This window comes from Shigella flexneri 2a str. 301, from assembly GCF_000006925.2.
Lineage (GTDB): Bacteria > Pseudomonadota > Gammaproteobacteria > Enterobacterales > Enterobacteriaceae > ECMA0423.
This window is the reverse complement of record NC_004337.2, coordinates 1,946,173-1,963,595: the sequence shown is the minus strand read 5'-3', so window position 1 is coordinate 1,963,595 and position 17,423 is coordinate 1,946,173. Positions and strand designations below refer to the sequence as shown.

Annotated in this window: 14 protein-coding genes, 2 pseudogenes and 5 other annotated features (1 of these 21 running past the window's edge); of the genes and pseudogenes, 11 read left to right on the top strand and 5 right to left on the bottom strand. The window is 50.9% G+C overall.

Going from position 1 to position 17,423, the window contains the following annotated elements; genetic code table 11:
- Positions 1-299, bottom strand: a mobile genetic element; it reaches 965 nt to the left of the window's first position.
- The gene (locus SF1927; RefSeq protein NP_707773.1) at positions 287-682 is read right to left on the bottom strand and encodes a hypothetical protein; all 396 of its coding nucleotides are present in this window, start codon (positions 680-682) and stop codon (positions 287-289) included. (Overlaps the previous feature by 13 nt.)
- Positions 683-750: 68 nt before the next feature.
- Positions 751-1,999, top strand: a mobile genetic element.
- On the opposite strand from SF1927, the gene SF1926 reads away from it, so the two are divergent.
- From SF1926 to SF1919, 7 genes and pseudogenes are all read left to right on the top strand, one after another.
- On the top strand, positions 787-1,125 hold the full coding sequence (locus tag SF1926; protein ID NP_707772.1) for an insertion sequence element IS911 transposase InsN: 339 nt from the start codon (positions 787-789) through the stop codon (positions 1,123-1,125). It overlaps the preceding feature by 339 nt.
- Positions 1,152-1,991 carry an insertion sequence element IS911 integrase core domain-containing protein gene (locus SF1925; RefSeq protein ID NP_707771.1) on the top strand — a complete coding sequence of 280 codons (840 nt, stop codon included), beginning with the start codon at positions 1,152-1,154 and terminating at the stop codon, positions 1,989-1,991. Its footprint lies within the feature at positions 751-1,999.
- A gap of 620 nt (positions 2,000-2,619) precedes the next feature.
- Complete coding sequence (flhB, locus tag SF1924; protein ID NP_707770.1) at positions 2,620-3,813, top strand: flagellar biosynthesis protein FlhB; 1,194 nt, start codon at positions 2,620-2,622, stop codon at positions 3,811-3,813.
- Positions 3,760-5,835, top strand: a sequence feature (Similar to Escherichia coli K12 flagellar biosynthesis; possible export of flagellar proteins gi: 1788187 (693 aa). BLAST with identity of 99% in 691 aa. This CDS contains an in-frame stop codon. The sequence has been checked and is believed to be correct.). Its footprint overlaps the gene before it by 54 nt.
- Positions 3,760-5,835: pseudogene (gene flhA / locus SF1923) on the top strand. It overlaps the preceding feature by 2,076 nt. Before flhB ends, flhA begins: the two are co-directional and overlap by 54 nt.
- Before the next feature lies 1 nt (position 5,836).
- Entirely contained in the window at positions 5,837-6,175 is a 339-nt protein-coding gene (gene flhE / locus SF1922; protein ID NP_707769.2) for a flagellar protein FlhE, read from the top strand.
- Positions 6,173-7,033 (top strand) — a mobile genetic element (partial). It overlaps the preceding gene by 3 nt.
- A complete protein-coding gene (locus SF1921) occupies positions 6,227-6,553 on the top strand; it encodes an insertion sequence element IS629 protein (protein ID NP_707768.1) in 327 nt (108 codons plus the stop codon). Its footprint overlaps the feature before it by 327 nt.
- A pseudogene (locus SF1919) lies at positions 6,550-7,422 on the top strand. The gene SF1921 and the pseudogene SF1919 overlap by 4 nt, the downstream one beginning before the upstream one ends.
- Positions 7,034-7,464 (top strand) — a mobile genetic element (partial). (Overlaps the previous pseudogene by 389 nt.)
- 177 nt (positions 7,465-7,641) lie before the next feature.
- On the opposite strand, the gene yecT reads toward SF1919, so the two are convergent.
- Positions 7,642-8,130 (bottom strand): hypothetical protein, encoded by a 489-nt coding sequence (gene yecT, locus SF1918; protein NP_707765.1) that lies wholly within the window; start codon positions 8,128-8,130, stop codon positions 7,642-7,644.
- A 176-nt stretch (positions 8,131-8,306) separates the two neighbouring features.
- Positions 8,307-10,040, bottom strand: coding sequence for an arginyl-tRNA synthetase (gene argS / locus SF1917; RefSeq protein NP_707764.1), 1,734 nt, complete (start codon positions 10,038-10,040; stop codon positions 8,307-8,309).
- Positions 10,041-10,255: 215 nt separating this feature from the next.
- On the opposite strand from argS, the gene yecM reads away from it, so the two are divergent.
- The 4 genes from yecM (at position 10,256) to bisZ (ending at position 15,524) form a co-directional block, all read left to right on the top strand.
- On the top strand, positions 10,256-10,822 hold the full coding sequence (gene yecM / locus SF1916) for a hypothetical protein (protein NP_707763.2): 567 nt from the start codon (positions 10,256-10,258) through the stop codon (positions 10,820-10,822).
- 13 nt (positions 10,823-10,835) lie between these two features.
- Positions 10,836-11,582, top strand: coding sequence for a copper homeostasis protein (cutC, locus tag SF1915; RefSeq protein NP_707762.3), 747 nt, complete (start codon positions 10,836-10,838; stop codon positions 11,580-11,582).
- Between the two features lie 387 nt (positions 11,583-11,969).
- Complete coding sequence (yecK, locus tag SF1914; RefSeq protein ID NP_707761.2) at positions 11,970-13,070, top strand: cytochrome C-type protein; 1,101 nt, start codon at positions 11,970-11,972, stop codon at positions 13,068-13,070.
- 24 nt (positions 13,071-13,094) lie between these two features.
- Positions 13,095-15,524, top strand: a complete 2,430-nt coding sequence (gene bisZ / locus SF1913) for a biotin sulfoxide reductase (protein NP_707760.2) — start codon at positions 13,095-13,097, stop codon at positions 15,522-15,524.
- A 164-nt stretch (positions 15,525-15,688) separates the two neighbouring features.
- Here the strand turns inward: bisZ and yecP are convergent, their stop codons facing one another.
- Positions 15,689-16,660, bottom strand: coding sequence for a tRNA mo(5)U34 methyltransferase (yecP, locus tag SF1912; RefSeq protein ID NP_707759.1), 972 nt, complete (start codon positions 16,658-16,660; stop codon positions 15,689-15,691).
- Positions 16,657-17,400 carry a tRNA cmo(5)U34 methyltransferase gene (gene yecO, locus SF1911; protein ID NP_707758.1) on the bottom strand — a complete coding sequence of 248 codons (744 nt, stop codon included), beginning with the start codon at positions 17,398-17,400 and terminating at the stop codon, positions 16,657-16,659. Before yecO ends, yecP begins: the two co-directional genes overlap by 4 nt.
- Positions 17,401-17,423 lie beyond the last annotated feature (23 nt).

Here is a 17,423-nt window from a genome sequence, read left to right as displayed (position 1 = left end):
GGCGAGCTTCATTTAACGCCTTACGCAGTTGCAGAATTTCAGATTCCAGTTCAGCCACCGTGCGGGAACCAGGAGTACCGAGCCCTTTTCTGGCGGCGGTAACCCATTGTCCTAAAGTGCCTTCAGGAAGGGATAATCGGGAAGCGCCTTCACTGATCGAAAGTTGATTTTCAAGAACCGTTCTGACAGCTTCGGCTTTGAACTATTTAGAGTAACGTTGGGTTTTTCTGCTCATTATTAGCTCCTTCTGATGCCATTCTATTTCAGGAAGGAGTGTCCGTTAAACTCAGGCTACCTCATTTAACAGACTTGATTCATCCTCACAAAATATAAGTTTTTCCTGGAATGCCCATGTCTCATTGAGGTTCCAGATATCAAATTCGAAGTCGTGATAACGAAAACGGATCCCACCAAACTTATTAAAACGCAGTTGTTTGACGGGCAGTTCAGCCAATGTCTGGAAGAGTTCCTCACGGGAGCGACCGATGACGATATCAAGGTCTGAAGAGAATCCATCGACGCCATACAAGCCTAAGTCACGCACCATCCCGCCAAAAATCCTGGCCGGACAGGAACAGGCCAGAGTATCAAGTAATACTCTGGCTTTCTTATGCTCATCACTAAGCGTAAAAAAATCGGCGATACGCTGTTCAAGCAGTTGGGTGTTTGAGACCACATTCATACAGTGATTTTAGCTCATCGTGAAGGCGCATTAAATAACTATCCGTCATGCCTGAGATTGCGTCGGTATGAAGTGGCACACTGAATTTGGCCACCTGAACAGAGGTGATATGCTCACCTCAGAACAACACAGGTGCTCCAATGAAAAAAAGAAATTTTAGCGCAGAGTTTAAACGCGAATCCGCTCAACTGGTTGTTGACCAGAAATACACGGTGGCAGATGCCGCCAAAGCTATGGATGTTGGCCTTTCCACAATGACAAGATGGGTCAAACAACTGCGTGATGAGCGTCAGGGCAAAACACCAAAAGCCTCCCCCATTACCCCGGAACAAATTGAAATCCGTGAGCTCAGGAAAAAGCTACAACGCATTGAAATGGAGAATGAAATATTAAAAAAGGCTACCGCGCTCTTGATGTCAGACTCCCTGAACAGTTCTCGATAATCGGGAAACTCAGAGCGCATTATCCTGTGGTCACACTCTGCCATGTGTTCGGGGTTCATCGCAGCAGCTACAGATACTGGAAAAACCGTCCTGAAAAACCAGACGGCAGACGGGCTGTATTACGCAGTCAGGTACTTGAGCTACATGGCATCAGCCACGGTTCGGCCGGAGCAAGAAGCATCGCCACAATGGCAACCCGGAGAGGCTACCAGATGGGACGCTGGCTTGCTGGCAGGCTCATGAAAGAGCTGGGGCTGGTCAGCTGTCAGCAGCCGACTCACCGGTATAAACGTGGTGGTCATGAACATGTTGCTATCCCTAACTACCTTGAAAGGCAGTTCGCCGTGACCGAGCCAAATCAGGTGTGGTGCGGTGATGTGACCTATATCTGGACGGGTAAGCGCTGGGCGTACCTCGCCGTTGTTCTCGACCTGTTCGCAAGAAAACCAGTGGGCTGGGCCATGTCGTTCTCGCCGGACAGCAGGCTCACCATGAAAGCGCTGGAAATGGCATGGGAAACCCGTGGTAAGCCCGGCGGGGTGATGTTCCACAGCGATCAGGGCAGTCATTATACGAGCAGGCAGTTCCGGCAGTTATTGTGGCGATACCAGATCAGACAGAGTATGAGCCGGCGCGGAAACTGCTGGGATAACAGCCCAATGGAACGCTTCTTCAGGAGTCTGAAGAACGAATGGATGCCGGTGGTGGGTTACGTAAGCTTCAGCGAGGCAGCTCACGCCATAACGGACTATATCGTTGGATATTACAGCGCACTAAGACCGCACGAATATAACGGTGGGTTACCCCCAAACGAATCGGAAAATCGATACTGGAAAAACTCTAACTCGGTGGCCAGTTTTTGTTGACCACTTCAGATGCCCAAATGGTGGATTACCGAGATCGTGTGCCAGTCCGATCGCTGCTAACAGAGCAGGAACGTCGCGTTCAACGACAATCCCCGTGGGTATTTCGCCAAAGATGTGCTCCTTCATCTCGAAAGCGAGCCTCATTCCTATCCCGCGAGCAAAGTTTGCTACTTCGTGAGAATGAGTCAGCCTCGTCCGTATGCTGTCATTTTGATCTAACGGGAAAACTTGTGTTTTATCCGCAAGCCGACGAGTTGGTGCAGCAAAAAGTAATCGGTCGTAATCCCGCTCGATCTCTTGTCTTCCGCTAGCAAGGGGATGTAAAAATGCTATGTTGGTTTTTTTTAGATTATCTTTCCGACGGTTGCAGTTAAGCAATTGTTGCCATTCCATTTGATCACCTTTGTAATAATTTAATTATTAGCAAACTAACAGAGAGGCGGAGTGCGATTCTATAGGCTAAATGGCTAAATATCAGAACTGGAAAATGGTTCGCAAAACGTTCTGCAACTGAACCTATTTTTGCATAAACGCCCTAAATCCCGCCTGTTTTGCCCCTTACTTAAACCATTGAACGCTTTGCGCTCTGGCATCATTTACGCTTAATACTCTTTCCAGGATTGGCGACGTGTCTGACGAGAGCGACGACAAAACAGAAGCCCCCACACCTCACCGACTAGAAAAAGCGCGGGAAGAGGGGCAAATCCCGCGTTCCCGTGAACTGACCTCACTGCTGATTTTGCTGGTGGGCGTTAGTGTTATCTGGTTTGGCGGTGTGTCGCTGGCCCGTCGATTGTCGGGCATGCTCTCCGCTGGGCTGCATTTTGATCACAGTATTATCAAAGACCCGAATCTGATCCTCGGGCAAATTATTCTGCTGATCAGAGAAGCCATGCTGGCGCTGCTACCGCTGATTAGCGGCGTGGTGCTGGTGGCGCTCATTTCTCCGGTTATGCTGGGGGGGCTGGTATTTAGCGGCAAATCCTTGCAGCCGAAGTTTTCCAAACTCAACCCGCTACCGGGCATTAAACGGATATTCTCGGCACAGACTAGCGCGGAGTTGCTTAAGGCAATTTTGAAAACCATCCTGGTTGGCAGCGTGACGGGGTTTTTTCTCTGGCATCACTGGCCGCAGATGATGCGCTTAATGGCCGAGTCACCGATTACCGCCATGGGTAATGCGATGGATTTGGTAGGGCTATGCGCACTGCTGGTGGTGCTTGGTGTCATTCCAATGGTGGGATTTGACGTCTTTTTCCAAATCTTCAGCCACCTGAAAAAGCTGCGAATGTCGCGGCAGGATATTCGTGATGAGTTCAAACAAAGCGAAGGCGACCCCCATGTTAAAGGACGGATCTGTCAGATGCAGCGAGCTGCCGCACGGCGTCGGATGATGGCCGATGTGCCGAAAGCGGATGTCATTGTCAATAACCCGACCCACTATTCGGTAGCGTTGCAGTATGACGAAAACAAAATGAGCGCACCGAAAGTGGTCGCTAAAGGTGCAGGGCTGGTCGCGCTGCGCATTCGTGAAATTGGCGCTGAAAATAACGTCCCGACGCTTGAAGCGCCGCCGCTGGCGCGAGCGCTGTATCGACATGCGGAGATTGGTCAACAAATCCCGGGTCAACTGTACGCCGCGGTGGCGGAAGTGCTGGCCTGGGTCTGGCAACTGAAACGCTGGCGTCTGGCTGGTGGACAGCGCCCTGTACACCTACTCATCTTCCGGTGCCGGCAGCCCTGGATTTTATTAACGAGAAACCGACCCATGAGTAATCTGGCCGCGATGCTGCGCCTGCCCGCAAACCTGAAATCGACATAATGGCAGATCCTTGCCGGACCGATTTTGATCCTGTTGATCTTGTCGATGATGGTGCTGCCACTGCCCGCATTCATACTCGACCTGTTGTTTACCTTCAATATTGCCTTGTCGATCATGGTGTTGCTGGTGGCGATGTTTACCCAGCGCACGCTTGAGTTTGCTGCGTTTCCGACCATTCTGTTGTTTACTATGTTGTTGCGTCTGGCACTTAACGTGGCTTCAACCCGTATCATTTTGATGGAAGGGCATACCGGCGCGGCGGCGGCTGGGAAGGTGGTCGAAGCGTTCGGTCACTTCCTCGTTGGTGGCAATTTCGCTATCGGTATCGTGGTGTTTGTCATTCTCGTGATCATCAACTTTATGGTCATTACCAAAGGTGCCGGGCGTATAGCAGAAGTGGGTGCGCGCTTTGTTCTCGATGGTATGCCGGGTAAGCAGATGGCGATTGACGCCGACCTTAACGCTGGATTGATTGGTGAAGATGAGGCGAAAAAACGCCGCTCCGAAGTGACTCAGGAAGCCGATTTTTACGGCTCAATGGACGGGGCAAGTAAGTTTGTTCGCGGCGATGCCATTGCCGGGATCCTCATCATGGTCATTAACGTTGTCGGCGGGTTGCTGGTCGGCGTGCTGCAACTGGCATGAGCATGGGACACGCGGCGGAAAGTTATACGCTATTGACCATTGGCGACGGTCTGGTGGCACAAATTCCGGCGCTGGTGATTTCTACCGCCGCGGGGGGCATCGTTACGCGTGTCAGCACCGATCAGGATGTTGGCGAGCAGATGGTGAATCAGCTTTTCAGTAACCCAAGCGTTATGTTGTTAAGCGCCGCCGTGCTCGGTTTACTCGGCCTGGTGCCTGGAATGCCGAACCTGGTATTTTTGCTGTTCACTGCCGGATTGCTGGGGCTGGCCTGGTGGATACGCGGACGCGAACAAAAAGCGCCTGCCGAACCCAAACCGGTAAAAATGGCAGAGAATAATACCGTTGTCGAAGCGACGTGGAACGATGTACAACTGGAAGATTCTCTGGGAATGGAAGTGGGTTATCGACTGATCCCGATGGTCGATTTCCAGCAGGATGGTGAGTTGTTGGGCCGTATACGCAGTATCCGCAAGAAATTTGCCCAGGAGATGGGATTTCTGCCGCCAGTGGTGCACATTCGCGACAATATGGATCTGCAACCTGCCCGCTATCGCATTTTGATGAAAGGCGTGGAGATTGGCAGTGGTGATGCTTATCCGGGGCGCTGGCTGGCGATTAACCCTGGAACCGCTGCCGGGACGTTACCTGGTGAGGCGACCGTCGATCCGGCATTTGGCCTGAATGCTATCTGGATTGAAAGTGCGCTAAAAGAACAGGCGCAGATTCAGGGGTACACAGTGGTTGAGGCCAGCACGGTGGTAGCAACGCATCTTAACCACCTCATTAGCCAGCATGCCGCAGAGCTGTTTGGTCGTCAGGAGGCGCAACAGCTGTTGGATCGCGTCGCCCAGGAGATGCCAAAGCTGACGGAAGATCTCGTTCCTGGCGTCGTCACGCTCACCACACTGCATAAAGTGCTGCAAAATCTCCTCGATGAAAAAGTACCGATTCGCGATATGCGCACCATTCTCGAAACGCTGGCGGAACATGCGCCCATCCAAAGCGATCCACATGAATTAAGCGCCGTCGTGCGCGTGGCGTTGGGACGGGCGATTACCCAGCAGTGGTTTCCTGGCAAAGATGAAGTCCATGTTATTGGCCTCGATACACCGCTGGAACGTTTGTTACTACAGGCGCTGCAGGGCGGGGGAGGACTGGAGCCAGGGCTGGCGGATCGTTTACTGGCGCAAACTCAGGAAGCTCTATCCCGTCAGGAGATGCTGGGTGCGCCGCCAGTATTGTTGGTGAACCACGCGCTGCGACCATTATTGTCTCGCTTCCTGCGCCGCAGCTTGCCGCAGTTAGTGGTCCTGTCGAATCTGGAACTGTCTGATAACCGACATATCCGCATGACGGCGACAATTGGCGGTAAATGATGAGAACCTTATTAGCGATATTATTGTTTCCGCTGCTGGTGCAAGCCGCCGGGGAGGGGATGTGGCAGGCAAGTAGTGTCGGAATTACGCTAAATCATCGCGGTGAGTCGATGTCGTCTGCACCTCTTTCTGCGCGACAACCTGCTTCAGGATTGATGACGCTGGTGGCGTGGCGTTATCAGCTTATCGGCCCGACACCTGCAGGACTGCGGGTTCGCTTGTGTTCGCAATCTCGTTGTGTCGAATTAGAGGGGCAGAGCGGTACCACCGTGGCCTTTTCCGGTATAGCGGCAGCAGAACCGTTGCGATTTATCTGGGAAGTGCCAGGCGGTGGGTGAACCGCCCCGGGAATCCTGGAGACTAAACTTCCTGAGAAAGAGGTAAACAGGATGACTAAAAATACTCGTTTTTCCCCCGAAGTCCGTCAACGGGCAGTCCGTATGGTTCTGGAAAGTCAGGGCGAATATGACTCACAATGGGCGACAATTTGTTCCATTGCCCCAAAGATTGGCTGTACGCCGGAGACTCTGCGTGTCTGGGTTCGCCAGCATGAGCGGGATACCGGGGGCGGTGATGGAGGGCTCACCACCGCTGAACGTCAGCGTCTGAAAGAGCCGGAGCGTGAAAATCGTGAACTGCGCCGCAGTAACAATATCCTTCGCCTGGCTTCCGCTTATTTTGCAAAGGCGGAGTTCGACCGCCTCTGGAAAAAATGATGCCACTGCTGGATAAGCTGCGTGAGCAGTACGGGGGCGGACCGCTATGCAGCGAACTGCATATTGCCCCGTCAACGTATTACCACTGTCAGCAACAGCGACATCATCCGGATAAACGCAGTGCCCGTGCGCAGCGCGATGACTGGCTGAAGAAAGAGATACAGCGCGTATACGATGAAAATCACAAGGTATACGGTGTAAAGTCTGGCGTCAGTTGTTACGGGAAGGTATCAGAGTGGCCAGATGCACTGTGGCACGTCTCATGGCGGTTATGGGACTTGCCGGTGTTCTCCGGGGTAAAAAGGTCCGTACGACCATCAGCCGGAAAGCCGTTGCCGCAGGCGACCGCGTAAACCGTCAGTTCGTGGCAGAACGACCTGACCAGCTGTGGGTGGCTGATTTTACTTACGTCAGCACATGGCGGGGCTTCGTCTATGTGGCGTTCATCATTGATGTGTTTGCCGGATACATCGTGGGGTGCCATGGAAACGACATTCGTGCTGGATGCACTGGAGCAGGCGTTATGGGCCCGTCGACCGTCCGGCACGGTCCATCACAGTGATAAAGGTTCTCAGTATGTATCGCTGGCCTACACACAGCGGCTTAAGGAAGCCGGATTACTGGCATCAACAGGAAGTACAGGCGACTCGTATGACAACGCGATGGCGGAGAGCATCAATGGTCTTTACAAAGCGGAGGTAATACACCGTAAGAGCTGGAAAAACCGTGCAGAAGTGGAACTGGCCACACTCACGTGGGTGGACTGGTATAACAATCGACGATTGCTGGAAAGGCTGGGCCATACTCCTCCGGCAGAAGCAGAAAAAGCTTATTATGCTTCCATCGGAAACGATGATCTGGCAGCCTGAGTTCACAGATAAAACACTCTCCAGGAAACCCGGGGCGGTTCAGGGCGGTTAATTCCACCGCTAAAGGTACAACGGAATGAAGTGATTGTGAATTATCGCTGAAAGACAAAAAATTACGCGCTCGCGAGTATGTTTAATAACTCAGTCAAAAGGCTGGATGTTTTGTTGCAATCATTTATCAGGAATAGCTTGCAACAAAACATGCCAAAAAGATGTGAATTATCCTCTTGTCAAAGGGCTTGGATAAAAATCTTCAGAGTTACGGTATAGCTGCAACTGGCGAGTTCGCGTATTGGTCTGTATGATCATACATGATAGCCATTCTGATTCAGAATAGGGGTCACTTAAATCCTGAACATCCTCATTTGAAAGGATTAATTCACATTCTTTGTCCCTAAAATCCAGCCAGGCTCGCTGTGATTTTTTAAGCAAGTTAAGTTGTTCAGTATCAAGTTTTTTTGCACCTGTGCGTGGCACTTGTTCTATATAACGATAAGCTTCACCATAGGCTTTATTTAATTGCGCATCGACGAGATTGTATTCTTGTCGCAGGCATGATTTGATCACGTTAATGTCAGTATCATCATCTGAATTTTTTTGCCAACAATCTTTGATGGCTGAAGTGTCATGGTCGTTTACTATAACCGTATCTTCTGCGTAAGCCTGGCAAGAGATAATGCCTAATGTTAATACAAGAAATTTAAACACTTCGGTATTCCTTAAATTGAACCGTTATCGTTTTCCTGGGCCTGGATATTACGCTTCTGGCCTCTTACTCAACAGTGAGAAAACAATGGCATGTCCGTTTTCAGAATACATTTAGATGGCAATAAAAAAGCCTGATCGGCTAACCCTGATCAGGCTTCACTCTCACGAAAAATCGATTACATACGCTCTACAGTCTCAATACCCAGCGTATCCAGACCCAGCTTCAGCGTCTTCGCTGTCAGTTGTGCCAGTTTCAGACGGCTGTTACGCACTTCTTCGTTTTCTGCGCTGAGGATCGGGCAGTGCTCGTAGAAGCCAGAGAACAGACCGGCCAGATCGTACAGGTAAGCACACATTACATGCGGCGTGCCTTCACGGGCAACCACGGTGAGGGTTTCTTCAAACTGCAGCAGGCGAGCTGCCAGTTGCGCTTCACGATCTTCACGGATGATTACCGGAGCTGCAGCCAGTTGCTCTTCGTTAATTTCTGCTTTACGGAACACGGACAATACACGCGTGTAAGCATACTGCATGTATGGCGCGGTATTACCCTCAAACGCCAGCATGTTGTCCCAGTCGAAGATGTAGTCCGTGGTGCGGTTTTTGGAGAGATCCGCATATTTCACCGCACCAATACCAACCGCGTTAGCCAGTTTTTCCAGCTCGTCAGCTGGCATATCCGGGTTCTTTTCTGCCACCAGACGACGTGCACGCTCCAGGGCTTCATCCAGCAGGTCTGCCAGTTTCACGGTACCACCCGCGCGGGTTTTGAACGGTTTGCCGTCTTTACCCAGCATCATGCCGAACATGTGGTGTTCCAGCGGTACGGATTCCGGTACATAGCCTGCTTTACGGACGATCGCCCATGCCTGCATCAGGTGTTGATGCTGACGGGAGTCGATGTAATACAGCACGCGATCGGCATGCAGTGTTTCATAACGATATTTCGCACAGGCGATATCAGTGGTGGTGTAGAGATAGCCGCCATCTTTCTTCTGAATGATCACGCCCATCGGTTCGCCTTCCTTGTTTTTAAACACATCAAGGAATACGACGGTCGCCCCTTCGCTTTCTACTGCCAGACCTTTGGCTTTGAGATCCGCCACAATTCCTGGCAGCATTGGGTTGTAGAGGCTTTCGCCCATCACGTCATCACGGGTCAGCGTCACGTTGAGACGATCGTAAGTGATCTGGTTCTGCGTCATGGTGATGTCGACCAGTTTGCGCCACATCTCGCGGAAATATTCGTCACCGCTTTGCAGTTTTACCACGTAGTTACGTGCACGCTCGGCAAACTCTTCATCTTCGTCGTAATGCTTTTTCGCATCGCGGTAGAAACCTTCAAGGTCAGCCAGCTCCATTTCACCGGCGTTTTCCTGCTGCTGCTTTTCCAGCCATGCAATCAGCATACCGAACTGAGTGCCCCAGTCGCCGACGTGGTTTGCGCGAATCACTTTGTGACCGAGGAACTCCAGAGTACGCACTGCTGTGTCACCAATAATGGTAGAGCGCAGGTGACCGACGTGCATCTCTTTCGCCACGTTTGGCGCAGAGTAGTCAACCACAATGGTCTGTTTTTCTGGCGTAGCAACACCGAGACGATCGGACGCCAGCGCCTGCTGAACATGTTCAGCCAGGAATGCCGGATCAAGGAAAATGTTGATAAAGCCTGGACCGGCGATCTCAACTTTGCTGGCGATACCGTTAAGATCCAGATGAGTCAGCACCTGCTCTGCTAATTGTCGCGGTGCCATACCCAGTTTTTTAGCAACTGCCATCATGCCGTTAGCCTGATAGTCGCCGAACTGAACTTTTGCTGACTGACGAATCTGCGGTTCGCAATCCGCAGGCGCGCCTGCCGCAATCATGGCCTGACGGACTTTTTCTGAGAGAAGAGCCTGAATATTCACCGGAATACCTTACATTGATGAAGCGAGCAAAAATTGCCCGCACCAGTTAAAGAAATTAGGGCGGGAGTATACTGCAAATGGCTGTTTTCGTCAGCAACGTGCGCGTGGCGTATTGCCGTTTTCACTATTGCATCAGAAGCGGCGTGAAATCAGCGGTTGGTTGGCACAGGGCAACAGGGTAAATTAACGCTTTTACTGAAAGACGAAGAGTGATTATGGCGAACTGGCAATCTATCGACGAGCTGCAGGATATTGCATCGGATTTACCGCGATTTACCCACGCATTAGATGAACTTTCCCGCCGTCTGGGGTTGGATATCACTCCGCTGACTGCCGATCACATTTCTTTGCGTTGCCATCAAAACGTCACCGCTGAGCGCTGGCGTCGCGGTTTTGAACAGTGTGGCGAGCTTTTGTCAGAAAAAATGATCAATGGCAGACCGATTTGTCTGTTTAAATTGCATGAACCGGTACAGGTTGCGCACTGGCAGTTTTCCAATGTGGAGCTACCGTGGCCCGGGGAAAAACGTTACCCACACGAAGGTTGGGAACATATTGAAATCGTTCTGCCGGGTGATCCAGAAACGCTGAATGCCCGTGCGCTGGCATTGCTTTCTGATGAAGGACTCAGCCTACCGGGGATCTCAGTTAAAACCAGTTCACCAAAAGGTGAGCATGAGCGATTACCGAATCCGACGCTGGCGGTCACCGATGGCAAAACAACTATTAAGTTTCATCCGTGGTCCATTGAAGAGATCGTTGCCAGCGAGCAGTCAGCGTAATTAAGGAGCAAAAATGGCATTACTGGAAATTTGCTGTTACAGCATGGAATGTGCACTAACGGCGCAGCAAAACGGCGCAGACAGAGTTGAATTATGCGCAGCCCCAAAAGAGGGGGGCTTAACGCCGTCGTTGGGGGTACTGAAATCCGTGCGCCAGCGGGTGACGATCCCTGTGCATCCGATAATTCGCCCACGCGGTGGTGATTTTTGCTACAGCGACGGTGAGTTTGCCGCCATTCTTGAGGATGTGCGCACGGTCCGCGAATTAGGTTTTCCTGGACTGGTGACGGGCGTTCTCGATGTTGACGGGAATGTCGATATGCCACGAATGGAAAAAATAATGGCTGCTGCCGGTCCGCTGGCAGTGACTTTTCATCGCGCCTTCGATATGTGCGCTAACCCTTTATATACACTCAATAATCTTGCGGAATTGGGCATTGCCCGGGTACTGACATCAGGGCAAAAATCAGACGCACTGCAAGGTTTATCAAAAATTATGGAACTTATTGCCCATCGTGATGCTCCAATCATTATGGCTGGAGCAGGAGTCCGTGCAGAAAACCTGCACCACTTCCTCGATGCCGGAGTGCTGGAAGTCCATAGCTCCGCGGGAGCGTGGCAAGCCTCACCGATGCGTTATCGTAATCAAGGATTGTCCATGTCATCAGATGAACACGCGGACGAGTATTCGCGTTATATCGTAGACGGGGCGGCGGTTGCTGAAATGAAAGGAATCATTGAACGCCATCAGGCCAAATGATTTTTACCGTTGCATCATGTCGCCCAATATGATGCTTGCTCGTACCAGGCCCCTGCAATTTCAACAGGGGCCTTTTTTTATCCCTGAGCAGTATAAAAAACGAACGATAACCGTGATCTGTTGAGCGGGTGACAGTGCGCATAGCGTTGTGCTAAAAATATTTTTTATATTCACATTGATTATGGGATTTAAATTGCTAAAACTGATAAATATATATTCTAAATAGCAACTGGGTTATTCCTTAGCAATTAATGATTACATTGTAATAAATCATATTCTTTATCGATTATTTCAGGCAGTGTTGTGCCGAGTTATGCAAGCGGTTAATTCGTTGTGTATTTAATTATACAATGATTTCGGTGTTCTGGAATTTATTTAGAGGAATCTATGCGAGGGAAAAAACGCATTGGGTTATTGTTTTTGCTGATAGCGGTTGTGGTTGGTGGCGGCGGGTTATTGCTGGCGCAAAAAGCCTTACATAAAACGTCGGATACAGCATTTTGCCTTTCCTGCCACTCGATGAGTAAACCTTTTGAGGAATATCAGGGAACTGTCCACTTTTCGAACCAGAAAGGGATACGTGCGGAATGTGCCGATTGCCATATTCCAAAGTCAGGGATGGATTATTTATTTGCTAAATTAAAAGCATCTAAAGATATTTATCATGAATTTGTTAGCGGCAAAATAGACAGTGACGATAAGTTCGAAACTCATCGCCAGGAAATGGCCGAAACAGTATGGAAAGAATTAAAAGCAACTGACTCTGCAACGTGCCGTAGTTGCCATTCTTTTGATGCCATGGATATTGCCTCGCAAAGTGAATCTGCGCAGAAAATGCATAACAAAGCACAAAAGGGCGGCGAAACCTGTATCGATTGTCATAAAGGCATTGCCCATTTTCCGCCAGAAATAAAAATGGATGACAACGCGGCGCATGAGCTGGAAAGTCAGGCCGCTACTTCAGTGACTAATGGCGCACATATTTATCCTTTCAAAACTTCTCGCATAGGCGAGCTGGCTACCGTGAATCCTGGTACCGATCTCACCGTCGTTGATGCCAGTGGCAAACAGCCGATCGTTCTGTTGCAGGGTTATCAAATGCAGGGCAGTGAAAACACGCTCTACCTGGCGGCAGGTCAACGGCTGGCGCTAGCCACATTAAGTGAAGAAGGTATCAAGGCGCTCACGGTAAACGGGGAATGGCAGGCTGACGAATACGGCAATCAATGGCGTCAGGCGTCTTTACAGGGTGCGCTTACCGATCCCGCATTAGCGGACCGTAAACCGCTATGGCAATACGCTGAAAAACTTGACGATACCTATTGCGCTGGTTGTCATGCCTCTATTGCCGCCGACCATTACACCGTCAATGCGTGGCCGTCCATTGCCAAAGGAATGGGGGCACGAACCAGCATGAGCGAAAACGAACCGGACATTTTAACGCGGTATTTCCAGTACAACGCCAAAGATATTACCGAGAAACAGTGATCCTCGTTGATCAGGGAGGAAGTTATGGCATTAACAAGACGTGAATTTATTAAACACAGCGGTATTGCCGCTGGAGCGCTGGTGGTGACATCGGCAGCACCGCTCCCCGCATGGGCAGAAGAGAAGGGCGGTAAAATCCTCACCGCGGGACGTTGGGGAGCGATGAGCGTAGAAGTGAAGGACGGCAAGATTGTTTCTTCGACAGGCGCGCTGGCGAAAACCATACCGAACTCCTTACAGTCTACGGCGGCGGATCAGGTACACACCACGGCGCGTATTCAGCATCCGATGGTGAGAAAAAGCTATCTCGACAATCCACTGCAACCGGCGAAAGGTCGTGGCGAAGATACCTATGTACAGGTGAGCTGGGAACAGGCATTAAAACTGATTCATGAGCAACATGAGCGTATTCGTAAAGCTAACGGACCATCGGCCATTTTTGCCGGATCTTACGGCTGGCGCTCTTCTGGCGTGTTGCATAAAGCGCAAACCTTACTGCAACGTTATATGAACCTGGCGGGCGGTTATTCCGGGCATAGCGGCGATTATTCAACCGGGGCAGCACAGGTGATCATGCCGCATGTGGTCGGTTCTGTAGAGGTGTATGAACAGCAGGCCTCCTGGCCGCTGATTCTGGAAAACAGCCAGGTTGTGGTGCTGTGGGGAATGAACCCGCTGAATACCTTAAAAATTGCCTGGAGCAGTACCGATGAGCAAGGGCTGGAATACTTCCATCAGCTGAAAAAATCTGGCAAACCAGTGATTGCCATTGATCCTATCCGCTCCGAAACCATCGAATTCTTTGGCGATAATGCCACCTGGATCGCGCCGAATATGGGCACCGACGTGGCACTGATGTTAGGGATTGCGCATACCCTGATGACACAAGGCAAACACGATAAAGTGTTCCTTGAAAAATACACTACCGGGTATCCGCAGTTTGAAGAGTATCTGACAGGTAAGAGCGATAATACGCCGAAGAGCGCGGTCTGGACGGCGGAAATTACTGGCGTACCGGAAGCGCAGATAGTCAAACTCGCTGAACTGATGGCGGCGAATCGCACAATGCTGATGGCAGGCTGGGGAATTCAGCGCCAGCAATATGGTGAACAGAAACACTGGATGCTGGTGACGCTGGCGGCGATGTTAGGGCAGATTGGTACACCGGGCGGCGGTTTTGGTTTCTCTTATCATTACTCCAATGGTGGCAACCCGACGCGTGTTGGCGGCGTGCTGCCGGAAATGTCTGCGGCGATTGCCGGACAGGCCAGCGAGGCCGCTGATGATGGCGGAATGACGGCGATTCCTGTTGCCCGTATCGTCGATGCGCTGGAAAATCCTGGCGGCAAATATCAGCATAACGGTAAAGAACAAACGTATCCGAATATCAAAATGATCTGGTGGGCGGGTGGCGGTAACTTTACCCATCACCAGGATACTAATCGTCTGATCAAAGCCTGGCAGAAACCGGAGATGATCGTCGTTTCTGAATGCTACTGGACCGCAGCAGCCAAACACGCAGATATCGTATTACCGATCACCACATCGTTTGAGCGCAATGACTTGACGATGACCGGTGATTACAGCAACCAGCATATTGTGCCGATGAAGCAGGCTGTTGCTCCGCAATTTGAAGCGCGTAACGATTTTGACGTGTTTGCCGATCTTGCGGAATTACTCAAACCTGGCGGAAAAGAGATCTATACCGAAGGTAAAGATGAAATGGCGTGGCTGAAATTTTTCTATGATGCCGCTCAGAAAGGGGCCCGTGCGCAACGCGTCACTATGCCAATGTTTAATGCCTTCTGGCAGCAAAATAAACTGATCGAAATGCGCCGCAGCGAGAAGAACGAACAGTACGTTCGTTATGGTGATTTCCGCGCCGATCCGGTGAAAAATGCGCTGGGTACGCCAAGCGGCAAAATTGAGATTTACTCCAAAACGCTGGAAAAATTTGGCTATAAGGATTGCCCGGCACACCCAACCTGGCTTGCGCCTGATGAGTGGAAGGGTACCGCCGACGAGAAGCAGTTGCAGCTTCTGACCGCACATCCGGCACACCGTTTACACAGTCAGCTTAACTATGCGGAACTGCGTAAAAAATATGCGGTTGCCGATCGTGAACCGATCACTATTCACACCGAAGATGCTGCTCGATTTGGTATTGCGAATGGCGATCTGGTGCGTGTCTGGAACAAACGTGGTCAGATTTTGACAGGCGCGGTGGTGACTGACGGGATCAAAAAAGGCGTGGTATGCGTGCATGAAGGTGCATGGCCAGATCTGGAAAACGGCTTGTGTAAAAACGGCAGTGCGAACGTGTTAACGGCGGATATCCCCAGCTCGCAGCGGGCAAATGCCTGTGCCGGTAACTCTGCGCTGGTGTATATCGAAAAATATACGGGTAACGCACCGAAGTTAACGGCATTTGATAAGCCTGCTGTTCAGGCGTAAGAAGTGAATAGCGCCCGGAAACGGGCGCTGAGGTTATGCAAACGTAAAACTGCCTGATGCGCTATGCTTATCAGGCCTACATAGTCCCTGCAATAGATTGAATTAGCAAGGGTTTGTAGGCCGGATAAGGCGTTCACGCCGCATCCGGCAGTAATACCAGACCTTTACGGCTTGCGCGCAATCAGCACCGCGCGTTTAGGCGCAGGATAACCTTCAACTGTCTTACTCGGATCATGTGGGTCGAGGAAATCGGACAGAGATTCGGTAACCATCCATTCAGTGCGTCGCTGCTCTTCAGTAGTGGTAACGCACACATCCACAATGCGGATATCTACAAAACCACACTTCTTCAGCCAGTTTTTCAGCGCCAGCGCGGAAGGGATGAAATAGACATTACGCATTTGCGCGTAACGATCGCCTGGTACCAGCACCGTGTTCTCATCGCCATCAATAACCAGCGTTTCCAGCACCAGTTCACCCTCATTCACCAGTTGATCTTTCAACTGCCAGAGATGCTCCAGCGGCGAACGGCGATGGTAAAGCACGCCCATCGAAAAGACGGTATCAAAGGCTTTCAGTGCCGGAAGCTGTTCAATACCTAACGGTAACAAATGTGCGCGCTGATCGTTACCCAGTAGTTTACGCACCGCTTCAAACTGGCACAGAAACAGTTGCGTAGGGTCGATCCCCACCGCGAGGTGCGCGCCTGCGCCAATCATGCGCCACATGTGATAACCGCTGCCGCAGCCGACATCCAGAATGGTGCGTCCGGTTAAATCAGAAAGATGGGGCAGAACACGATCCCATTTCCAGTCGGAACACCATTCGGTATCGATGTTGACGCCATACAGTGAGAACGGCCCTTTGCGCCATGGCATCAGGTTCCGCATAAGCGTTTCAATGCGTTTAATTTGCCCGGTGCTCAGTGGCTCTTCGCTTTCGGCGGTTACGCTATGCAATAAATCCAGACGATACGGTTTAATTTCAGGCAGAAATTCCACCGTGTTGGACCACTGCTTAAACAGCCCGTGCTGCTGCTCGCGCTGCCAGTTAGCAATCTGCGCGGGCAGCGTTTCGAGCCAGTGTGAAAGATGATTTTTGGCAATCAGAGAATAAAAGTTACCAAAGTCGATCATGCAGCGTCCTCTGCTTTTAATGCCACCAGTGAACCAAAGTTAAAGCACTGGAACCACAGCTCGCTATGCTCAAAACCGGCTTTATGCAGGCGTGCTTTATGGGTTTCCACGGAATCGGTCAGCATCACGTTTTCCAGCATGCTGCGCTTCTGGCTGATCTCCAGTTCGCTGTAACCGTTGGCACGTTTAAAGTCGTGGTGCATGTTGAACAACAGTTCACCAACTTTGGCATCTTCGAAACTGAATTTTTCCGAAAGCACCAGCGCGCCGCCCGGGTTCAGTCCTTGATAAATTTTATCCAGTAATGCCTGGCGCTCGGAAGGTTCCAGGAATTGCAGGGTAAAATTCAGCACCACCATCGATGCGTTTTCAATGGCGATATCGCGAATATCACCTTCAATGACGTCTACTGGCGTAGGGGCTTTATAGGCGTCAATATGACGACGGCAGCGTTCAATCATCGCCGGGGAGTTGTCGATGGCAATAATTTTGCAATTATCATGATGAATGTTGCGACGCACCGAGAGCGTCGCCGCGCCCAGAGAACAACCCAGATCGTAAACCTGCGTACCAGGTTGAACGAAGCGCTCGGCTAACATACCAATCATGGAAATAATATTGGAATAGCCGGGAACGGAACGCTGGATCATATCCGGGAAGACTTCAGCGACCCGTTCATCAAAGGTCCAGTCGCCCAGTCTGGCGATAGGGGCAGAAAATAGCGTGTCGCGGTGAGACATAACGTAAAAATCCGGGAAAAAGA